Origin of the sequence: Trichocoleus sp. DQ-A3, from assembly GCF_039961975.1 — a bacterium.
Taxonomy (GTDB): Bacteria; Cyanobacteriota; Cyanobacteriia; order Cyanobacteriales; family FACHB-T130; genus FACHB-T130.
The window spans coordinates 70,236-91,572 of the sequence record NZ_JAMPKC010000019.1 but is presented as its reverse complement, the minus strand read 5'-3'; the positions used below and the strand labels follow the sequence as shown (position 1 = coordinate 91,572).

The 21,337-nt window shown below is 44.8% G+C and carries 12 protein-coding genes; 7 read left to right on the top strand and 5 right to left on the bottom strand.

What is annotated here, in order from left to right; all coding sequences use genetic code 11:
* Nucleotides 1-50 precede the first annotated feature (50 nt).
* From NDI44_RS21970 to NDI44_RS21960, 3 genes are all read left to right on the top strand, one after another.
* Nucleotides 51-113 (top strand): hypothetical protein, encoded by a 63-nt coding sequence (locus NDI44_RS21970; RefSeq protein ID WP_347276882.1) that lies wholly within the window; start codon nt 51-53, stop codon nt 111-113.
* Between the two features lie 13 nt (nt 114-126).
* Nucleotides 127-966 carry a M28 family peptidase gene (locus NDI44_RS21965; protein ID WP_190410254.1) on the top strand — a complete coding sequence of 280 codons (840 nt, stop codon included), beginning with the start codon at nt 127-129 and terminating at the stop codon, nt 964-966.
* A gap of 73 nt (nt 967-1,039) precedes the next feature.
* A complete protein-coding gene (locus tag NDI44_RS21960) occupies nt 1,040-1,639 on the top strand; it encodes a metalloregulator ArsR/SmtB family transcription factor (RefSeq protein ID WP_190410253.1) in 600 nt (199 codons plus the stop codon).
* 47 nt (nt 1,640-1,686) lie between these two features.
* Here NDI44_RS21960 and NDI44_RS21955 read toward each other — a convergent pair whose 3' ends face one another.
* Nucleotides 1,687-3,669, bottom strand: a complete 1,983-nt coding sequence (locus tag NDI44_RS21955) for an alpha-amylase family glycosyl hydrolase (RefSeq protein ID WP_190410252.1) — start codon at nt 3,667-3,669, stop codon at nt 1,687-1,689.
* A gap of 129 nt (nt 3,670-3,798) precedes the next feature.
* The gene (locus tag NDI44_RS21950; RefSeq protein WP_190410251.1) at nt 3,799-4,728 is read right to left on the bottom strand and encodes a ribonuclease D; all 930 of its coding nucleotides are present in this window, start codon (nt 4,726-4,728) and stop codon (nt 3,799-3,801) included.
* Nucleotides 4,729-4,976: 248 nt separating this feature from the next.
* Between NDI44_RS21950 and NDI44_RS21945 the strand changes: the two genes are divergently transcribed.
* The 4 genes from NDI44_RS21945 (at nt 4,977) to NDI44_RS21930 (ending at nt 17,684) form a co-directional block, all read left to right on the top strand.
* On the top strand, nt 4,977-8,705 hold the full coding sequence (locus NDI44_RS21945) for a hydantoinase B/oxoprolinase family protein (RefSeq protein WP_190410250.1): 3,729 nt from the start codon (nt 4,977-4,979) through the stop codon (nt 8,703-8,705).
* Nucleotides 8,706-9,425: 720 nt separating this feature from the next.
* Nucleotides 9,426-14,132 carry an MHYT domain-containing protein gene (locus NDI44_RS21940; RefSeq protein ID WP_190410249.1) on the top strand — a complete coding sequence of 1,569 codons (4,707 nt, stop codon included), beginning with the start codon at nt 9,426-9,428 and terminating at the stop codon, nt 14,130-14,132.
* Nucleotides 14,133-14,404: 272 nt separating this feature from the next.
* Nucleotides 14,405-16,219 (top strand): EAL domain-containing protein, encoded by a 1,815-nt coding sequence (locus NDI44_RS21935; protein WP_190410248.1) that lies wholly within the window; start codon nt 14,405-14,407, stop codon nt 16,217-16,219.
* 166 nt (nt 16,220-16,385) lie between these two features.
* Nucleotides 16,386-17,684, top strand: a complete 1,299-nt coding sequence (locus tag NDI44_RS21930; protein WP_190410247.1) for a response regulator — start codon at nt 16,386-16,388, stop codon at nt 17,682-17,684.
* Between the two features lie 107 nt (nt 17,685-17,791).
* On the opposite strand, the gene NDI44_RS21925 is transcribed toward NDI44_RS21930, so the two are convergent.
* Genes NDI44_RS21925 through NDI44_RS21915 form a run of 3 tightly spaced genes read right to left on the bottom strand, consistent with a single transcriptional unit; the run spans nt 17,792 to nt 21,244 of the window.
* A complete protein-coding gene (locus NDI44_RS21925) occupies nt 17,792-19,339 on the bottom strand; it encodes an ATP-binding protein (RefSeq protein WP_190410246.1) in 1,548 nt (515 codons plus the stop codon).
* Nucleotides 19,340-19,347: 8 nt separating this feature from the next.
* Nucleotides 19,348-19,794: a response regulator gene (locus NDI44_RS21920; protein ID WP_190410245.1), complete on the bottom strand. Its 447-nt coding sequence runs from the start codon at nt 19,792-19,794 to the stop codon at nt 19,348-19,350.
* Nucleotides 19,787-21,244 (bottom strand): sensor histidine kinase, encoded by a 1,458-nt coding sequence (locus NDI44_RS21915; protein ID WP_190410244.1) that lies wholly within the window; start codon nt 21,242-21,244, stop codon nt 19,787-19,789. Before NDI44_RS21915 ends, NDI44_RS21920 begins: the two co-directional genes overlap by 8 nt.
* Between the last annotated feature and the right edge of the window lie 93 nt (nt 21,245-21,337).

Genomic DNA, 21,337 nt, shown 5'->3' with positions numbered 1-21,337 from the left:
CGAACTACAAACTAAAATTCAGCAATTATCCATTCCCCCAGTAAGAAGATTTGGGCGAAGCGCTGTGGGATTTCTCCTCTGTAAATGATTTGAGCGCTTGGTTAGAAACTTAGGAGCAATAGACAATTGGATTTAAAAGAAAACTTGCGATCGCATCTCACCCAGATAGTACGCGATCGCGACCCTTATTTCGCCAGTTCGGGGCATTTCTACGTACAGCATTACATCCGCGAACAACTGCAACAATGGGGAACTGTAGAAACCCACGAGTTCAGCATTCGCGGTCAAAATCATCAGAATCTCATTCTGAATCTACCAGCGGCGACAAATAATCAGAAGCCACCGATTCTTATTGGCGCACATTATGACGCTGCACCTGGAACCCCAGGCGCAGATGATAATGCCACGGGTGTCGCCGCGCTATTGGAATTGGCGAGAATTTTCGCAGCAGAACCTGCAAAATACCCGGTGCGATTGGTTGCTTTTGATATGGAAGAATACGGGATGCTAGGGAGTCAGCAATATGCATCTGATTTCAAGCAACAAGGACAATCACTTCGTTTGATGCTTTCCTTAGAAATGCTGGGATATTGCAACTCCGCCCCTGGTTCGCAACGCTATCCGGCCGGATTAGAACGCTTTTACCCGAATCGAGGTGATTACATTGCTTTGATTGGCAATTTGCCGAGCATTCCCGATCTAATTCACCTTAGCCGCAACATTCGTAAAGTTGGAGTTCCAAGCGAATGGTTGCCGGTGCCGAATAAAGGTTTAATCGTCAGCTCAACGCGACTGAGCGATCATTCGCCCTTCTGGGATTTAGGCTATAAAGCAATGATGGTGACAGATACAGCATTTATGCGAAATCCCCATTACCATCAACCGAGCGACACCATAGAAACCCTGGATTTAAACTTTCTGACCGGCGTCTGTCGCGGTTTGGCTTCCGGTATTAGCCGTCTGTGAAAGATGACTTGCATACCGCACAATTAATTAGATAAACTTCTAATTAGATACATATCTAATTAGAAGTAAAACGATGGAAAAAGCGGAATTTCAAACCCTGCTACGCTTCTTCAAGGTTCTCGCTGACGAAAGCCGATTGAAGATTTTGGGGATTCTGGCGAATCGGGAATGCAGCGTCGAAGAATTAGCCGCGATTGTGAAACTGAAGGAGCCGACTGTCTCCCATCATTTGGGTAAACTGAAAGAACTCAATTTGGTGAATATGCGCCCTGACGGCAATACTCATTTGTATCGACTCAATAGCGAGGCGCTGCAAAACTTTAGCAAAGAGATTTTCACCCCAGATAACATGGCTTCTCTCGTCGAAGATGTAGAAGGGGAAGCATGGGAGAGCAAGGTATTGAAAAACTTTTTTGAGGACGTTAGCGAAACGGGATGCGATCGCGTCCTTCGCTTGAAAGAAATTCCTGCCAGTCGTAAAAAACGCCAAGTGATTCTCAAGTGGTTGGCAAACCAATTTGAAATCGGGATTAATTACCCAGAACTTCAGGTGAATGAAATCATCAAGCGCCACTATCCTGACTGCGCCACTCTGCGGCGAGAGTTGATAGCCTCTAAACTGATGCAGCGGGAAAATGGTGTGTATTGGCGTTTAGAGGCCAGTATTGAGTAAGTAGGGACACGACACTGCCGTGTCTCTACCTCTGAGGGTGAATAAGTTTAAACTAGCGCGTAAACCTTCGCTTCCCACGGGAAGATGCCTTCTCTGCCTACCCATTCAGCAGGAACCATGCGATCTTGCGCGATCTCTTTCCACTGTTTACCTGCCGGAGTTGCAGGCCAATTAGGTATTTTATACTCAGAACCTGGAGGAGTCCCGTACTCAGAGAAATTCGCCACCACAATCACTAATCGATCGTCTTTGCCTCGCTGCCAAACGATAACTCGCTTGCCTTCATTGAAGTCAGAATGGATAAAATGAGTGTCATTTACGGCTAAAGCATCAGAAGTAGTCCGAAACTTCACTAATCTACAAACATAATTGAAAATACGCTGTCGCCAATCATCTGTCAGACGGCTGTAGTTAACCGGATCGACCTGTTTTTTATGGTCATCTGAAGTTGGCAAGTCATTTTGATCTGCGAATTCATCTCCTGCCAAAATCATCGGAATCCCGACAGCAGTAAGTAAACAAACAAATGCTAGCTTGATGCGCTTTTCTGTATCAAAAACTTGATTATTATTTAGGTAGCTGTAGAAGCGTTCGTTGCCAAAGCCTCCCACATCATGGGAAGTCAGATAATTAACTGCTTGAGAACCATCTACAAACCCTAAATTACGACAGTCAATGAGTTTGCGGACGCTCCATTCAAAGCTAGGTTCATCAGGAGAATTCTGTCCTAGAATGACGCTACGGATAATATGCTTAAACTTCTCGTTCCACAGTCCATCGAGACGATTCTGTGAAATTAAAGCGAGAGGTACGCTTAATTCTTCACCGACTACGAGAAATTTATCGCCGCTTCCTTCCCGTTCCTGCCAAAGCGATCGCGCATAATCTTTGAATTCCTGCAAAAAGTCATAATTGCCAATATTGTTGACGCTATCGAGGCGCAATCCATCCACTCGATAGTATGTCATCCAGTGGGCAATGTAAGCTTTCATATATTCGCGGGCAGGAACAAAACGCGATCGCGTACCTGCAAGCGGATGATACCCTTCTACCCAATAGTTGTACTTAAACAAATCACCGCCAAATCCGTCCCGATTTCCTTGTTCTGGATCGCCACTATTAAACTTGATGTAAAATTCTAGATAATTAACGTTGCGGTAAGGATTGTTGTAAGAGAAAGCCATTACCGCATCAACAAAAAAGCGCACGCCGTGTTGATGGCAAACTTTGATGAGATTGATTGAATCGGTGGAAGCCGTGGGCGCTTCTTGGCTGTCCGGGCGACCTAAGTCATAATCGGCTGCAAAATAATTAGCCGTACCGTAGCCCCAATTATCTGTTTGATCGCTATCAGATGGCGGTAAAAGTTCCAAAGCATTGACACCTAATTCCACCAGATGAGCGCGGTTTTGTAAGGCGCGGACTGAGGAAAAAGTAGGTGCGATCGCTTCTTCCACAAATAGAGAAACTACGTCTCGAAAAGTCCCGTTTCCTTCTTGAATTCCTCCAGTTGAACGAATTCGAGTCCAGCGAGTGGGCAACTCGTAAATCACTAGCCGATTATTCGGTTGTAGGTTTTCTATCGTATCTCCTTCCCAGTCCGCTGTTTGCCCCTTCGGATCGCACGGAACCAGCATTTTATCTCGGTAGAGGATGACGCTAGCTGGATCTAGGTCGGACATACCCTCTTCTGAAAGGACTTTCGGTGCAGAGAAACGCCGATCCACCGTGTAAGCGGTAGGATCGGTGCAGTAGAGAATTCGATGGGTGTTGGTGTAGGGGTCAGTGTCGCGGACTTTAAACCAGTAAAAATAAACCTCTCCGTCTGTTAAATTGCAGTTTTTCGCTGGTATTTCCCAAAGTTCTGGAAAATCTGTTGATTGGATTAAGTCGAATTCTTGAAAATTTTCAAATGAGCTTGGATTATCTCCAGCGAAGTTGCCGATGTAAAGCGTTGGAGGGGGTTGAATATCTCCTGGACGCCACAAAACGAAATGTGTCTGTTTGCGATGCAATAAATCAGGAAGCATTACAGAAACCCCTTGAATACGAAGGTTAGCTACGAGCTTTTACACACGAGAACAGACTGCTATTCCAGATAAAAGGTGAATCTCAAGACTGGAAGAAAGAGATAGTTACTTGAATTAACAGAATATTCCTTAAAATGGAATCCCATCATCCTCTTCATCTTCCTGCTCTTTGGGATTCAACCGCCAGATAGTAGTTTTCTCTTCTTCCACGGGAAGTTCCGCGACCAATTCTCCTAAGTCCTTCTGAAGATTTTGGGTTAGCGTTACCGGAAACTCTAAATCAATTCCATGAATTTCCGCTATTCTTGCCAACTGGTTAAACGGAATCTTTTTTGTAGTTCGCTCATAACTGGATAATTGGAAATATTTCGTCTCTGATAGTTCCTGTGCCTGCATTGCGGCTTTGAGCCTATTTTGGATGTGGTCAATTTCGGTATCTAGCAACTTCCATTCCTGCTCAATTTCTCGATAGCGTTGGGCTAGAGCTGTTACATCTTCCTGTTCTGGATCTGGACTACTCAATTGAGTTAATTCCAACAGCCGCTGATGCACGTGAGCCAGATAAATCGGGTCCATTTTTGCATACTGTAGCTGACTTTCTGTCAGCGGTCGCTGTCCCCAATCGCTGCTTTGTTCGGTTTTGTCTATATTGGGAAAATAGCACAGCTTTTCTGCCAGAGTTCTCAATTGTAAATTTGGTACTGGCAATAAATAGTAAGGGATTGATTTGGCAATCTCTAAGGTGCAACTTACATTTTTAGCTTTGGTTTTACCTAATAACTTCAGATCGTAGCTGGAATTGTGGAAGACCTTTTCAATTGCAGGATTAACCATGATTTCTTTAATAAAGATTTCTGCAATTTCAGGATTATCTAAAACATCTAAGATGCGAACGCTATTTCCGCTTACATCGGTAAAGTCATCTAATATTTGAATCAAAGAGAGTTTAGGCTTGGGAGTATTATAATCGGCAACTTCCGTATCTAAGTACAAAAGCTGGCGTTTTGAATATTCATTAATTAGAACTTTAGCTTTCTCTGTTTCTGTGAAGTAAAGCATTCTCTAAAACATCCTTTTTGTAAATAAAAGTTAAATAAAAGGTTAGATTGTTTATTTTAAGTTCAGAAGTTACAGCAATTAATATTTATAAATACTTCTGCTACAAAAGCTACTTTTATATTAAAAAACATGTTCATTAAAATAGTTTGGATGTTTTTAAACTAAAACCGGACAAACTAGCAACGGTATTTATAATAAGAATTAATTAGAAAGATTTTATCATCAACATCGCGCAATTATTTTTTATTATGCATTCCAATCTACCTTCCCACGTAAATAACCGCTGGCAATTCTGGATCGATCGGGGTGGTACGTTTACTGATATTGTGGCGCGGCGTCCGGATGGACAACTGGTGATTCATAAGCTGCTATCGGAGAATCCCGAACGGTATACTGACGCGCCAATACAGGGAATTCGGGACATTTTGGGAATTGCAGCAGATGCACCTATTCCATCGGAACAGATTGCAGTTGTCAAGATGGGAACCACTGTGGCGACGAATGCGCTACTGGAACGCAAGGGCGATCGCACTCTTCTAGTCATTACTCAGGGATTTCGAGATGCCCTTCGCATCGGCTACCAAAATCGCCCCGATATCTTCGCCCGTCACATTGTATTGCCAGAGATGCTCTACGAGCGAGTGATTGAGGTCGAGGAACGCTACAGCGCCCAAGGCGAAGAATTAATCCCCGTAGAAACAGGATATATCGCATCTCTACAAGAAGCGTACAACGACGGGATTCGCTCCTGTGCCATTGTCTTCATGCACGGCTATCGCTATCCCGAACACGAGAAACAAATAGCAGATGCAGCGCGGAAAATTGGATTTACCCAAGTCTCGGTATCGCACGAAGTTAGCCCGTTGATGAAGTTGGTGAGTCGCGGTGATACTACCGTTGTTGATGCTTATTTATCGCCTATTTTGCGGCGTTATGTAGATCGAGTTGCCAGTCAGCTAGCCAGTTTGGAATCGGAATTTTCAACTCAAAACTCTCCCCAGTTGATGTTCATGCAGTCCAACGGTGGACTTACTGATGCCCAACAGTTTCAAGGGAAAGACAGTATTTTATCTGGCCCTGCTGGGGGCATCGTCGGCGCGGTACAGACAAGCTTGATGGCGGGATTCGACAAAATTATCAGCTTTGATATGGGCGGAACTTCTACGGATGTCGCCCACTATAACGGCGAATACGAACGCACCTTTGAAACGGAAGTTGCCGGAGTGCGGCTGCGGACGCCGATGATGGCAATTCATACGGTTGCTGCTGGTGGCGGTTCGATTCTCTTTTTTGATGGGGCGAGGTATCGCGTGGGACCCGAATCAGCGGGGGCAAATCCGGGTCCCGCTGCCTATGGAAAAGGCGGTTCGCTGACGGTGACGGATTGCAATGTGATGGTGGGCAAGTTGCAACCGAAGTTTTTCCCGAAATTGTTTGGATCGAACGGAGATTTGCCGCTAGATGCAGAAGTAGTGCGGCAAAAGTTTAATGAACTGGCGGCAGAAATTGGGGACAATCGGACGCCGGAACAAGTGGCGGCTGGATTTCTCGCGATCGCAGTTGAAACAATGGCAAGTGCAATTAAAAAAATCTCTCTCCAGCGCGGTTATGACGTTTCGGAATATACTTTGTGCTGCTTTGGGGGCGCGGGGGGACAACACGCTTGTCTGATTGCCGATGCGTTGGGGATGAAGCAGGTGTTTCTTCATCCCTACGCTGGCGTGTTATCGGCTTATGGTATGGGTTTGGCAGACATGCGGGTGCTGCGAGAACGGGCGGTGGAGGCGCATCTGAGTGAGGAGTTAGTGCTGAGTTTGGAGGGGATGTTAAGCCAGTTGGCAAGGGAGGGGGAGGAGGAAACGAACCGCCACGACGCCAAGGACGCAGAGGAAAGACAGGAAGAAGAGAGAAGGGAGGATGTTGAGATTGAGGTTTTTCGGAAGGTGCATTTACGGTATGAGGGGACTGATTCGGCGCTGATTGTAGATTTTGGGGATACGGCGGCGATGAGGGGGTGGTTTGAGGAGTTGCACCGGCAGCGTTACGGCTTTGTTGTGGAAGATAAAAGGCTGATTGTAGAGGCAGTTTCAGTTGAGGTGGTGGCGAAGACGGAGAGAGTAGAGGAAGCAGTCATTCAGCGTCGCAGTGATGAACTTCCCTCGCCGGTGGCAACTGTACAGATGTATGCGGCGGATCGGTGGCACGAGACGCCAGTGTATAAGCGAGAGGATTTGCAACCCGGAGACTGGATTTCTAGCCCTGCTATCATTGCCGATGCGACGGGTACGAATGTCATTGAACCCGGTTGGCAAGCACAGCTAAGCGATCGCAATCATCTGATTTTGCAGCGTTCGGCAGATTTACAATTCTCAATCCAAAATCCAGAATCCAGAATCTTAAATCGTCCCGATCCGGTGATGCTGGAGATTTTCAATAATTTGTTTCGCGCGATCGCCGAACAAATGGGTATCACTCTGCAAAATACCAGTTCCTCAGTCAACATCAAAGAACGCTTAGATTTCTCCTGTGCAATTTTTGACCAACACGGGCAGTTAGTCGCCAACGCCCCCCATATTCCCGTGCATCTGGGTTCTATGAGTGAAAGCGTCAAAAGTTTAATTGACGCTTGTGGCGACACGATTCAACCTGGAGATGTCTTTGCCTCAAATAATCCCTACAACGGCGGCACGCACCTACCCGATATCACCGTAATTACCCCTGTATTTGCTTCCTCTCCAGACGCGATAAATCGCGTTACAATCTCCCCTCCTACGCTTCCCCTCTTCTACGTTGCCTCGCGGGGACATCATGCAGATATTGGTGGGATTACTCCAGGTTCCATGCCTCCAAACAGCACCACGGTAGAACAAGAAGGAGTGCTACTTGATAATTTCCAACTAGGAGAGGGAGGACATTTTCGAGAAAAAGAATTGCTGGAACTGCTGGCATCCAGCGCTTATCCAGCCCGAAATCCCAGTAAAAATATTGCAGATTTGCAAGCACAAATTGCCGCCAACGAACGCGGCGTGCAAGAACTCCACAAGATGATGGAGCATTATGGTTTAGAGACTGTGCAAGCTTATATGGGCTTTGTACAAGACAATGCGGAAGAGTCGGTACGTCGGGTTATCGAAGTTCTCAAAGATGGCAGTTTTACTTGTCCTCTGGATAATGGCAGCGCGATCGCAGTTACCATCACCATCAACAAATCGACTCGCAGCGCCAAAATAGATTTTACCGGCACTTCTCCTCAGCAACCGAGTAATTTAAACGCACCAGCAGCCGTGTGCAAGGCAGCAGTATTGTATGTCTTCCGCACTTTAGTGAATGACAATATTCCCCTCAATGCGGGTTGTCTCAAACCTTTGGAAATTATTATTCCCGAAGGCTGTATGTTAAATCCGCATTATCCTGCTGCTGTGGTGGCGGGAAATGTAGAGACTTCGCAAAACATTACCGATGCTTTGTATGGGGCGCTGGGGGTGATGGCAGCTTCCCAAGGAACGATGAATAATTTCACCTTTGGAAGCGATCGCTATCAATATTACGAAACCATCTGTGGCGGTTCCGGCGCTGGCGCTGACTTCGACGGCACCGACGCCGTACAAACTCACATGACAAACTCCCGTCTTACCGACCCAGAAGTATTGGAATGGCGATTTCCTATCCTTTTAGAAAGTTTTGCGATTCGTCCCAATAGTGGCGGGAATGGACATCATCATGGAGGGAATGGTGTTATCCGTCGCCTGCGTTTTCTTGAACCCATGACTGCTGGAATTTTATCAAGTCGTCGTGTCATTTCTCCCTTTGGTTTGCATGGTGGTGAAGCGGGTGCAGTCGGGAAAAATTATGTGCAGCGTACTGATGAAACTATAGAGGAATTAGGCAGTACAGGGGTTGTAGAAATGCAGCGTGACGATGTATTTGTTATCGAAACACCAGGAGGTGGAGGTTATGGAATTGCCAAGAATCTATAACCTAATAATTGATACATGATAAAAGCGCGATCGCAACCTTTGACCTTTGATAGATGATTATATTCGACCCAAACAGCAAGTAGGAAAAGTAGGAAAAGTAGGGAATTATACTTAGTAATTTATTTGCTTGAACTGGGAAAACTGCTGAAACCCTTTGTTTGCGCGGCTTGTAAACGAATCGCTTAAAGCAATAAGGTTAGCGCCTATCTGTAAGTGATTCTTAATAAGGCATATTTAATTAAAGAATGCTAGTTTAGGTAGTTGACAGAACTTTATACTGCCTCCATCCGACGCTTTAGTTGAAGTAGTATCTTATGAAATCAAAAAAATCAAGTACAAACTTACAGATTTTAAGGCAAATTCTCAAAAAAATTTAATTGTCCGATTCGGGCAATGTTTACTGATTCGTCTAAACACAGAGGAAGTTCTTTCTTTCGGCGGGCTAATTCGATACGACTTACACGGAGGTTCCCCTAAATCTCATTTTTCAAGGGGAACTTTGACTATATTTCCCCTCCTTTTTCTACCGTTTTGTAGCAGCGCGAATGCGATAGGCTATGCCTGCCATTATGTGGGGGTTGGTAGGAATCGAAACGGGACTTGTAAGTCCAAAAAAACTCGTGGGGCGAGATTAAGGAAGCCATTCACAAATGCATTCCTTTCGCTGAAAAACTTTTTTATATCGATTGATTTTTAGAAATCCGCGACATTGAAAAAGATATGCATAGCGCAATGGCTGGCACTTATAACCTAGGTTTAGTAATCCTTTCTTTTGCGATCGCAGTAATAGCTTCTTACACAGCCCTAGACTTAGCCGGACGAGTGCGGTCTGCTGTGAAACGGGGACGATGGCGCTGGCTTCTGGGTGGAGCAGGGGCAATGGGAACCGGAATTTGGTCAATGCATTTCATTGCTATGCTGGCTTTCCAATTGCCACAGTCTGTCAATTATGATGTGTGGATCACCCTGTTCTCCTTGATGTGCGCGATTCTTGCTTCAACTATTGCTTTATGGCTGCTGAGTCGCGCTGTTTCAATCCCGCTGGTCATCGGCGGCGGGGTTTGTATGGGAATTGCCATTGCATGGATGCACTACACAGGTATGGCAGCCATGCAAGTCCAGGCGACGATTGAGTATGACTGGAGATTGGTGAGCCTATCGGTAGCGATCGCCATCATCGCTTCTTTTGCCGCGCTTTGGCTGGCATTTCGGCTACAAGAGCAATCCTTAAAAGGTTTGCTGTGGCAGAAATTCGGCAGCGCTCTCCTGATGGGAATTGCCATCAGTGGGATGCACTACACGGGAATGTGGGCGACTCACTTTACTCCTCACAAAGTCTTTCCACTAGAGCCGTCTCCCCCCATCACTCAGTCTTGGTTGGCGATCGCTATCGGGATTGCTACCTTGTTCATTTTGAGCCTAGCCCTATTAACCTCTCTATTCGATCGGCGTTTAACAGCGCAGTTAGTTCGAGAGCAAGCGTTACAGGAAAGTGAGAACCGCTTTCGGATGCTGATCCGAGAAATGCAGGTAGGAGTATTACTGCTCAATGCTAATGCCGAAATTCTCACCTACAATCAAGCTGCAATTAATCTCCTCAATCTCAACTCAGAGGATTTATCGCATCAGGTATTTGGTGCAAATTGGCTGTTGCAGCGAGAAGATGGCACACCCTTCCCAACGCCAGAGCTACCCGTGCAGTCCAGCATTGTCCAGCGCCAACCAATTCATAATATTGTCGTGAGAATCGACCATCCTGAGAGCCATAATCAACGATGGCTGCTAGTAAATGCCGACCCGCAGCTAGCAGAGGACGGGAGTGTAGAGCGAATTGTTTGTACCCTCAGTAATATTACGAACCAAAAGCAAGCGGAAGCCGCACTCCGCCAAAGTGAAGAACGATTTGCTTTAGCGGTAGAAGGAGTTAATGGCGGGATTTGGGATTGGAATATTCCAGCAAATTATGTATATCTGTCGCCTCGTTGGAAAAGTATGTTGGGCTATGAAGACTTAGAAATTCCGAATAGCATCGATACTTTCAACCAAGTTCTGCACCCAGAAGACTCAGAGCGAGTGTTAGCGGTGATGCTTGCCTATTTAGCGAAGAAAATCCCCAACTACGAGGTAGAGTTTCGGGCATCTCATAAAGATGGCAGCTGGCGCTGGATGCTTACCCGTGGCGTGGCATTGTGGGATGAAACTGGCACAGCCTATCGCATAGCAGGTTCCCATACGGATATTACCGATCGCAAGCAGAGGGAAGAAGCACTGCAATTAATGGTTGAGGGAACAGCTTCTGCAACTGGCAATGAATTCTTTCGCTCTTGTGTCCGCTATCTCGCCCAAGTTTTGGGAGTCCGCTACGCTGTAGTCGGTCAATTTGCAGATGATACTGAAACTAGAGTGCGAACTTTGGCATTCTGGACGGGTGAGGGCTTTGGCGAAAATTTCGAGTACGACTTGGCGGGTAGTCCTTGCGAAAACGTCTTGAAAGGAACGAGCGGTTTTTATCCATCCGAGGTACAAGAACTTTTTCCTGACTTCCCAGCGTTGAAGCAGTTAGGCGCACAAAGCTACTGGGGAATTCCGTTAAGAGACTCGGCTGGCAATACAATTGGCAATTTGGCGGTGTTGGATGTGCAGCCAATGGCTCACGATCCTGGCAAAGAAATGATTATGAAAATTTTTGTTGCCAGAGCGGGAGCCGAGCTGGAGCGGAACTTAGCGGAGGAATTGCTGACAAAACGAGCAGCGATGGACAGTTGCTTGAGCCGGATTTCTGGGATGCTGATTGACGAAAACTTAGATACTGCGATCGCTTTGACGCTGCAAGCCGTTGGCGAGTTTTTGGGGTGCGATCGCACTTACCTGTTTGATTACTCCGATCGCCAAAACGGCTGGAATATGACCCACGAGTGGTGCGGCTTTGGCATTCAGCCAGCGATCGAGCGGTTTCAAGGTTTACCCGTTGAAAATCACCACTGGGTTCACAACCAACTTTTGAGTGGCAAAACGGTTCAATTTCCTGCCGAACGCCCACCTGTCACCGCCGAACCAACCTTGACGAAACTTCAGTGTATCCAGTCCCGGCTTGCCGTTCCGACGCTTTACGCTGGTACGGTTGTCGGTTTTATGGGTTTGGATGCCATAAGTTCTTCCAAAGTCTGGAGTCAAGAAGAAATTAATTGGCTTAAATTAGTCAACGAATTCATTGCAGTGACTCAGGCACGTCAAGCAGCACAAGCCGCATTACGGGAGAGTGCAGAACGGGAAAAAGCGATCGCTTTTGTGATTCAGCGAATGCGTCAAACCTTAGAAATTGACAAGATTTTTAGCGCTACAACCGAAGAATTACGCCATGCGATTAATTGCGATCGCGTTGGTCTCTATCGTTTCCATCCCGACTGGAGTGGGGATTTTGTATCGGAGTCGGTAGCAGAAGGCTGGAATTTGCTAGTTCCCGAACAAATTCATCAATCTCATCTGCCCAAGGTTGCCGTTAACCAGGTGGGTTGTGCTGGCAAAACTTTGGGAAGTGCAGAGGAGCCAATCCAAGATACTTATTTGCAAGCAAATCAAGGCGGGACTTATCGCCAAGGAACCAGTTATCGTTGTGTCCCAGACATCTACCAAGCTGGATTTGACGCTTGTTACCTAGAACTGTTGGAGCGCTTTCAAGCACGAGCTTATATCATTGTTCCGATTTTCCATAGCAATCAACTGTGGGGCTTGCTAGCAACTTACCAAAATTCCGGTTCTCGCCAATGGCAAGAGGCAGAAATCAAGATGGTTGTTCAAATTGGGGCACAGTTAGGCGTTGCGATCCAACAGGCAGAATTGCTAGCGCGAACTCAACAGCAGTCAATTGAATTGATGATCGCCAAGGAAGCCGCCGATGCTGCGAACAGTGCTAAAAGCGAATTTCTTGCCAATATGAGCCACGAACTAAGGACACCCCTCAATGCCATCCTTGGTTTTACCCAATTGATGAGCCTTGATACCTCCCTATCTGCCGAACATCAGAAATACCTGGAGATCATCAGTCGCAGTGGCGATCATCTGCTGGCATTGATTAATGATGTTTTAGAGATGGCTAAAATCGAGGCAGGGCGAGTCACGCTACATGAAAATGACTTTGACCTGTATTGTCTGCTCAATAGTCTCGAACAGATGCTACAACTCAAAGCCACAAGCAAGGGACTCTTGCTTAACTTTGAATGCACGGCTGCTGTCCCCCAGTACGTCAGAACCGACGAAAGTAAGCTGCGTCAGGTCTTGATTAACCTTCTCGGTAATGCCATCAAATTTACTGACAAAGGGAGCGTAACCCTGCGCGTTACAGGGGAGGAAGGAAAGGCGGAAAGCAGGAGTGTCGGGGAACAAGCAGACTCCTCACCTGTGCCTTTTATCCGCCTGCTCTTTGAAGTGGAAGATACTGGCCCCGGTATTGACCCAAATGAATTCGATCGGTTATTTGAAGCTTTTGGACAAACCTCAGTTGGGCTGAAGTCCTGTCAAGGCACGGGTTTGGGTTTACCGATCAGTCAAAAGTTTGTCCAACTGATGGGGGGAGGAGCGATCGCAGTCAGTAGTCATCCAGGTCAGGGAGCCAAATTTACCTTTGACATTCAGGCAGGTTTGGTTGAGCAGATGGAGATTGAAACATCCCAATCTATCTATAAAAAAGTTATTGGTTTAGCTCCTGACCAACCCATCTATCGTGTTCTAGTTGTGGAGGATAAGCCCACAAATCGTCTCCTCCTAGTTAAGCTTCTTACTTACTTGGGCTTTGAGGTGCAAGAAGCTGAAAATGGTCAAGAAGCTGTGGCAATTTGGGAGAGTTGGGAACCCCATCTAATCTGGATGGATATGCGGATGCCTGTGATGAACGGCTATGAAGCTACCAAAAAAATTAGAGCTTCCTTAAAAGGTGAGGCAACCATAATTATTGCCCTAACTGCCAGCGTTTTTGAAGAAGACAGACAAATTATCTTGTCAGCGGGATGCGATGACTTCGTGCGTAAACCTTTTCGAGAAGAGGAACTACTCTTTAAAATGAATAAATATCTAGGGGTGCAATATCTCTATGAGGAGGAAGCATTACCCACCGAAAGCACGAAGGAAAATTTACCAGAGACTTCCGATTCTGACATCCCCCTTCAGATTGCCACTATGCCCTCTGAATGGATACAACAGCTACACTATGCAGCTTCCCAAGGCAGCGATTTATTGCTCCTTCAGCTCCTTCAGGAAATTCCCCCAGAAAATTCGTTTGTTATAAATGCTTTGACCAATTTGGTCGAAAATTTTCAGTTTGAGCAAATTATGGAATTAATTCAATCAACTGAAACACAGCTTACTGGTAAAAACTCACAGCAAACCTCCCTCAATTTTTCGCCTCTTCTATCACATTCCCAGCAGGAGTAGGATATTGAAAAATTTTGTTGCAGGATGGCAAATAGGTTTTTTCCCATTGCCTTCCTCTACTCTCACACCTGTGGAAGATGATTGCAGAATGTCTAAGATAAGTGGTTAAATAATATTTAACGCTGCAATCAATTAGCTCAAAAATTTTTAAACCTTTATCATTGACTGCAAACAGGAAATAGAAGAAAGATGACTTTTAAATAATATTCTAAACTAACGAATTTTCCAAAATCGATGATGAAAGAATTGAAATAAATAATTTCTCCCTTGTTATGGCAAAAGAAGATATTCTTATCGTTGATGATACCCCTGAAAACTTGCGTTTTCTGTCTGGTCTGCTAATGAAGCAAGGCTATACCATTCGCAAGGCGTTAAGCGGGCAAATGGCGCTGACAGCGATACAAACTGTTAGCCCCGATCTAATTTTGCTTGATATTATGATGCCTGGTATGGATGGTTATGAAGTTTGTGAAAAACTGAAAGCCGATCCAAAAACTGCCGCAATCCCTGTAATTTTTTTAAGCGCTCTCAGCGAAGCTTTTGATAAAGTAAAAGCTTTTTCGGTCGGCGGAGCTGATTATATTGTCAAACCTTTTCAATTTGAAGAAGTTTTAGTTCGTGTTCAAAATCAACTAGAGTTAAGAGCCGCAAAAATCCAAAACCAACAACTGAATGCTCAACTTGAAGAACGAGTGAAAGAGCGGACTTTTCAGCTAGAAGTAGCGAATCAAGAACTGAGGCGAGAAATCAACGAGCGAAAGCTCCTTCAAGAAAAACTCATAAAAATGGCACTTTATGACAATCTCACAGGGTTGCCTAATCGAGTTTTATTTATGGAGCGTCTAGAACAAGCTCTCACACGCACCAAGGAACATTCAGGAGAGGCGTTTGCCGTGTTGTTTCTTGATTGCGATCGCTTTAAAGTAGTCAATGATTCTCTCGGTCATCTTGCCGGTAACGAACTGTTAATTAATTTAGCTCGCCGCTTAGAAAAATTACTCAGTCAACATCATACTTTGGCCCGGTTGGGCGGTGATGAATTTGCGATTATCTTGACAGACCTTGGAAATATCAGCAGTGTACTCCTTATCGCCGATCAAATCCTTCAATCTTTTGCTTCTCCGTTTCAACTAAATAAACAGGAAATTTTCATCAACGCTAGTGTTGGAATTGCTATGAGCAATCCTAATTATGAGCGAGCAGAACATATATTGCGAGATGCAGACATCGCAATGTATCGTGCCAAAACCTTAGGAAAAGGTCAATACCAAATTTTTGACCCAAAGATGCACGATGCTGTGATTCAAGTTTTACAGCTTGAAAATGACCTGCGTAGAGCCATCGAACGACAAGAATTCATTGTCCACTATCAGCCAATTATTGCCCTTGATACCAGCAAGATTGTTGGGTTTGAAGCATTAGTTCGCTGGGATCATTCTCAACGAGGAATGGTATCGCCTGGATTGTTTATTCCTGTAGCAGAAGAAACAGGTTTGATTAACCAACTTGGTAATTGGGTTTTGCGGGAAGCTTGCTATCAGCTTCAGCAATGGTATCAGGAAAAACTGATCGATCATCCCCTATTTATGAGTGTCAATCTTTCAGCGCGGCAGTTTGCTCAGCCAGATTTAATTGAGCAAATTGACCAAATCCTCGCGGAAACCCAACTGAATCCTCAAAGCTTGAAGTTGGAAATCACAGAAAGTGTTCTGATGAATAATACTCAATCTGTAAAAGCGATTATGCAGCAACTTCGAGAACGTAAGATTCAGTTATGTATTGATGACTTTGGTACCGGGTATTCTTCTCTGAGTTATTTATATAATTTCCCTGTTGATACTCTCAAAATCGACCGTTCTTTTATTAGTTATTTAGATGAAAAAACAGATAGTTTAGGACTGATTCCGGCGATTATGAAGATTGCTCAAACTCTAAATATGAGTGTAATTGCGGAAGGAATTGAAACGGGCGAACAGCTATCTCAGCTAAGAAACTTAAATTGTGAATTTGGACAGGGATATCTATTTTCCAAACCCGTAGAGGGAAAAAAAGCAACAAACTTAATTGTATCGGATACACAGCAATAATATTTAAGTTAAACGTGTAGTCTATGTTACTAGATATAAGTTTAAACTAAATAAAAATAGTTAATGAAATTGAAATAGCAACTATTTTTTTACAAAGATTAACTATTTGGGATGCAGCGATAATCAGCAGGTTGACAATTTTGATACTTTTTTAATTCAAAGCCCAATGGATTCCAATTTAGCAAATACCTTCAAAGCCGATATTCTGATAGTTGATGATACACCAGACAATATTCGATTTTTATCTTCCCTGCTGTTAGATAAAGGATATAACGTTCGTAAATCGATTAATGGTCAAATGGCTTTAACCGCAGTTAAGACACTTCAGCCGGATCTAATCTTGTTAGATATTAATATGTCGGGCATGAATGGTTATGAAGTTTGCGAAAGGTTAAAGGAAGATACTGAAACTTCCTCTGTACCTGTAATTTTTTTAAGTGCTTTGGATGATGTTTTAGATAAAGTGAAAGCTTTTCAAGTTGGGGGCGTAGACTATATTACTAAGCCTTTTCAAATTGAGGAGGTTTTGGCGAGGATTCAAAATCAACTAACAATTCAAAGCCTTCAAACTCAGTTGAAAAATCAGAACTCACAACTTCAACAAGCCTTAGGCGATCTCAAGAAGGCTCAAGCACAACTGGTTCAAAAAGAAAAAATGCTTGGGTTGGGTCAATTAGCCGCAGGAATGGCTCACGAAATCAATAATTCTATTGGCTTTATTTCTGGCAATATCGAGCCAGCACGCAAATATATTCAAGACTTGCTAAATCTGGTTCGTATCTATCAACAAGAGTACCCAAAGCCTACTCTTCCCATTCAGAAAGCGATTCAAGAAATCGATCTAGATTTTCTGAATTCAGATATTCAAAACCTTGTAGGCTCAATGCAAACGGGTGTAGAGCGAATCTGCACAATGCTCCTGGCTTTACGCATTTTCTCCCGCCTTAATGAATCAGATATTAAAGCTGTAGACATCCATGAAGGGTTGAATAGCACTTTATTATTGTTGCAGCATCGACTTAGAGGAGAAGGGAAACGCCCGGAAATTCAGGTGATCAAAAAATATGAAGATTTACCCTTAGTTAATTGTTATGCTAGCCAGCTTAACCAGGCCTTTCTTAATATTTTAAATAATGCTATTGATGCTCTAGAATTGGGGATTGGGCAAGAGTTTTCTGAATCTTCCAGTCCAACAATTTGGATTAATACAGAGTTTAGTGCTTGGGAAACGATAATTATCCGAATTAAAGACAATGGAATTGGCATTGCTGAAGAAATGCGATCGCGTTTATTCGACCCATTTTTTACGACAAAGCCTATAGGTCAAGGCAGCGGGTTAGGGTTATTGACGACTTATGAGATTATAGTAGAAAAGCATAAAGGTCAACTGACGTGTCATTCATTCCCCGGACAGGGTGCAGAGTTTACGATTGAAATTCCAGTACATCTTGTGAAGACCACATAGGCTTAAACGAAGCCGAAAGCGGAAGAGACGCTACGCGCAACTTTTTTAGTCACCAATTTATCTTCGGGTGGAGGCTCGAAATGTCAAGCAAAATTTTTTCAAATTCCCTAAGATTGGTGATGTAAATGGCGTTCCTGTGGAGGAACCCGTCCCGGTGAGTGATTGAATGGCAACGTGACGATAAATGTTGTTCCAATACCGACTTCACTTTCTACTTGAATCTCTCCCCGATGTAAATCTACACACATTTTGGCAATGGAAAGACCTAATCCGGTTCCTTGAATTGGTCCCACATTGCTACAGCGATGGAAGGTTTCAAACAGACGTTGTTGATCTTTTAAAGGAATACCAATTCCTTCATCTTTTAAGCGAAAAGTAGCTTCTCCGTTTTGGAAAACTAAATCAAAGTAGATATTGCCACCTTGGGGCGAATACTTAATCGCGTTGGAAAGTAAATTAGTGAAGATATGCCGCAGCAAGACTTCATCCATTTCAACTTGGGGGCGTTTCCCTTGACAGGTAAAGATAATGTTGTGCTGTCTAGTAGCACAAGCTTGTAAAGTTGCTGTGAGATCCCAGCAAAATTTTTCTAAATCGAGTCGTGCGGGTTTAAACTGAAGTCCACCTGCCTGAGTTTGACCCAAGATCAATACCTCATCTAATAGGTGGAGCATATTGCCGATGGCACCTTCAATCCGCTCGAAGTATTCATTTCTCTTCTGTTCGGTTAAGCTCTGATTGTAGGCTCGAAGTAACTCCGCAGACATCCGAATTGTCGTCATGGGAGTGCGGAACTCATGGGAAACGATGGAAACGAAGTTTGATTTGAGTTGGTTGAGTTCTCGTTCCTGTTCCAGGGCTTTGAGGATTTCTGTCATTGCGAGTTTGCGATCGCTAATATCTCTGCCTTCCACAATCAGCAACACCACTTTTCCCGTTTCGTCCGTCAAGGGCTTTAAGGAAAAATCAATCCACAGCATCACATTCAGTTCGCCCTGTACCTGGATCTCATGACGGACAAAATGACCGTTCGCGGCGTAGGCGATCGCATTTTTCAACCAATCCTGGCTTTCCTGGCAATAATTCCAACATTTTGTCTGCCACATCAAGTGACCAACATAATCTTCTAATTGAAGACCGCTGAAGTTAAGAACTGTTTGGTTAACTTCCAGGATCTTTCCTTCTGGTGTCAACAACCCCATTAATTGAAATGTCTGCTCAAAAATCCCTCGGAAGCGTCGTTCGCTTTCGTGCAGCTGCTTGAGAATTTGTCCGCGTTCAATGGCGTAGCGGATCGTCCGCACTAGCAATTGCATTGTAATTTGATTTTTGACGAGATAATCCTGTGCCCCTGTTGCCACCGCTTGTAGGGCAAGTTCCTCATCATCAAACCCGGTCAGGACCACAATGGGGATATCTGGTGCAGCTATCCGGAATTGTGCCACTGTGTCCAATCCATCCGAGTCAGGAAGAGAAAGATCCAATAAAGCAACATCCCAGGAATCAGCGCTACAAGCATCAATTGCGTCGCCCAGCCGCTCAACGTGTACTAATTGCCATCCCTCCTGATTTGAGCGCGAGAACAGTTGGCGTAGCAAGTTGGCATCGCTGGGGCTATCTTCCACTAGGAGGACTTGAATCGGCGTTTTGTACATAACTGGGGTTACTCTAGTGGGAGTCTTACTGCTGCCAGCCAGAAATCATTGATCAATTGCACAATCCGAATAAATTGCTGCATATCAACCGGCTTCGTTACGTAGCAGTTGGCACTGAGGTTATAAGACTTAAGTACATCCTCTTCATCGGCTGAGGTGGTGAGAACGACAACTGGGATACGTTTAAGATCGGGGTCTGATTTGACTTCCATGAGGACTTCTCGCCCATCCATCCCTGGTAAATTGAGATCGAGTAAAATCAGGTCTGGACGTGGAGCATTGGCATATTCACCTTCCTGTCGCAGAAATTCCATTCCCGCCTCGCCATATTCAACCCAGTGCAGGTTGTTAGCAATCTTAGCTTTTTTAAATTCTCGGATGGTTAAATTCGCATCGCTGGGAGAGTCTTCAATCAGCAAAATTTCCACGGATCGGAAGGTATAGCGGCTATTCATGCGAGTTCGTGGCTTCTAAGAGTGAAGGGTCAGGCGTGAGGGGAATGGTAAAGTAAAATGTCGTTCCTAGTCCTGGTTGCGATTCGGCCCAGATGCTTCCACCGTGACGCTCGACAATTTTTTTGCACATAGCCAGACCAATGCCAGTACCAGGAAACTCTCGACGGGTATGAAGACGCTTGAATATCTCAAAAATGCGATCGAGATACTGTGGCTTGATACCAATTCCATTATCACGTACCGAAAAAAGCCATTCCCGATCTTTTAACTCCGCTGTAATGTGAACTTGGGGCGGTTCCTCACGGCGGAACTTAATGGCGTTGGCGATTAAATTTTGAAATAACTGGAGCCATTGGGTTTTGTCACCGTTTACTTGGGGCAGAGGGTCGTGGGTGATGGTGGCGTTACTTTCTGCGATCGCGACTTGCAAATTGTTTATCGCCTGAAGCAACACCTTCTCCCCATCAATGGAGACAAATGCTTGAGTGCGAGTGCTGACGCGGGAATAGGCAAGCAAGTCTTGAATCAACTGCTGCATCCGCGTTGCACCGTCTATTACATAAGCCATATATTCCTGTGCAGACTCATCCAGACTGTTTTGATACTCCTGCACTAACAGTTGGGTATAACCTGACACTGCCCGTAATGGCTCTTGCAAATCATGGGAAGCTACATAAGCAAACTGCTCTAGTTCTCGATTGGAGCGCTGCAAGTTGGTTGTGAGTTGCTCTAATTTGCGCTCTGCTTCTAACCGTTCCGCAATCTCAGTTTCTAAAGCAGCGTTTGTCTGAGCAAGTTTTTCGGTTGCTAGGATGCGATCGCGAATTTGCTTTCGCAATAGAAAGTAAATCGCAATCAGTAGGCTGAAACTCAACAAACCGCCAATACAAACAACCAGAATGGTATAACGAACGCTTCTATTTGTTGCCGCTGCGCGACGCTGCAATAACATTTGCTCTTCTTTTTGCATTGCAGCCAGTAGCTCTTTAATTTTCTCGTATATCGCTGAGTTCCTATCTGTAAAGGCAATTTGAGCGTTCCTGTCTTCTCCTAAATTCCGCTGTCGCAGCTCAATGGATTCTTGCAGCCCCTTCAGTTTTTCGGCAATCAGAGGTTCGAGGAGAGCGAGCCTCTGCTGTTGGAGAGGGTTATCAGCCGTTAATGTCCGAAGGGTTGTGAAGCCCCGGTTACTTTCTTGAATGCCCTGCCGGTAATTGATCAGGTAAGTGTCTTGTCCTGTGATGATGTAGCCTCGCCTTGCTTTTTCGGCACTGTTGATTCCCGAAAGGGTATGCTCGATCTCTTCCCGGACTTGATAAGTGTGATCTACCCATCTAGAGTTACTCAGCAGCCTTTGGACGCTCCAGGAGAAAGTGACACCGACGCCAAACAACAAAAGCAGCGCCAGAGTAAATCCACCGCTAACCATTTTTTCTGATGGTTCTTTCATGCCTGTTTTTTCTTTCGAGCGATTGACTAGTGCAATTGGCAACGCTGGGGATAGGGAGCGACGTGAGTTTCCGTCCCAACGAAGGCTCAATCT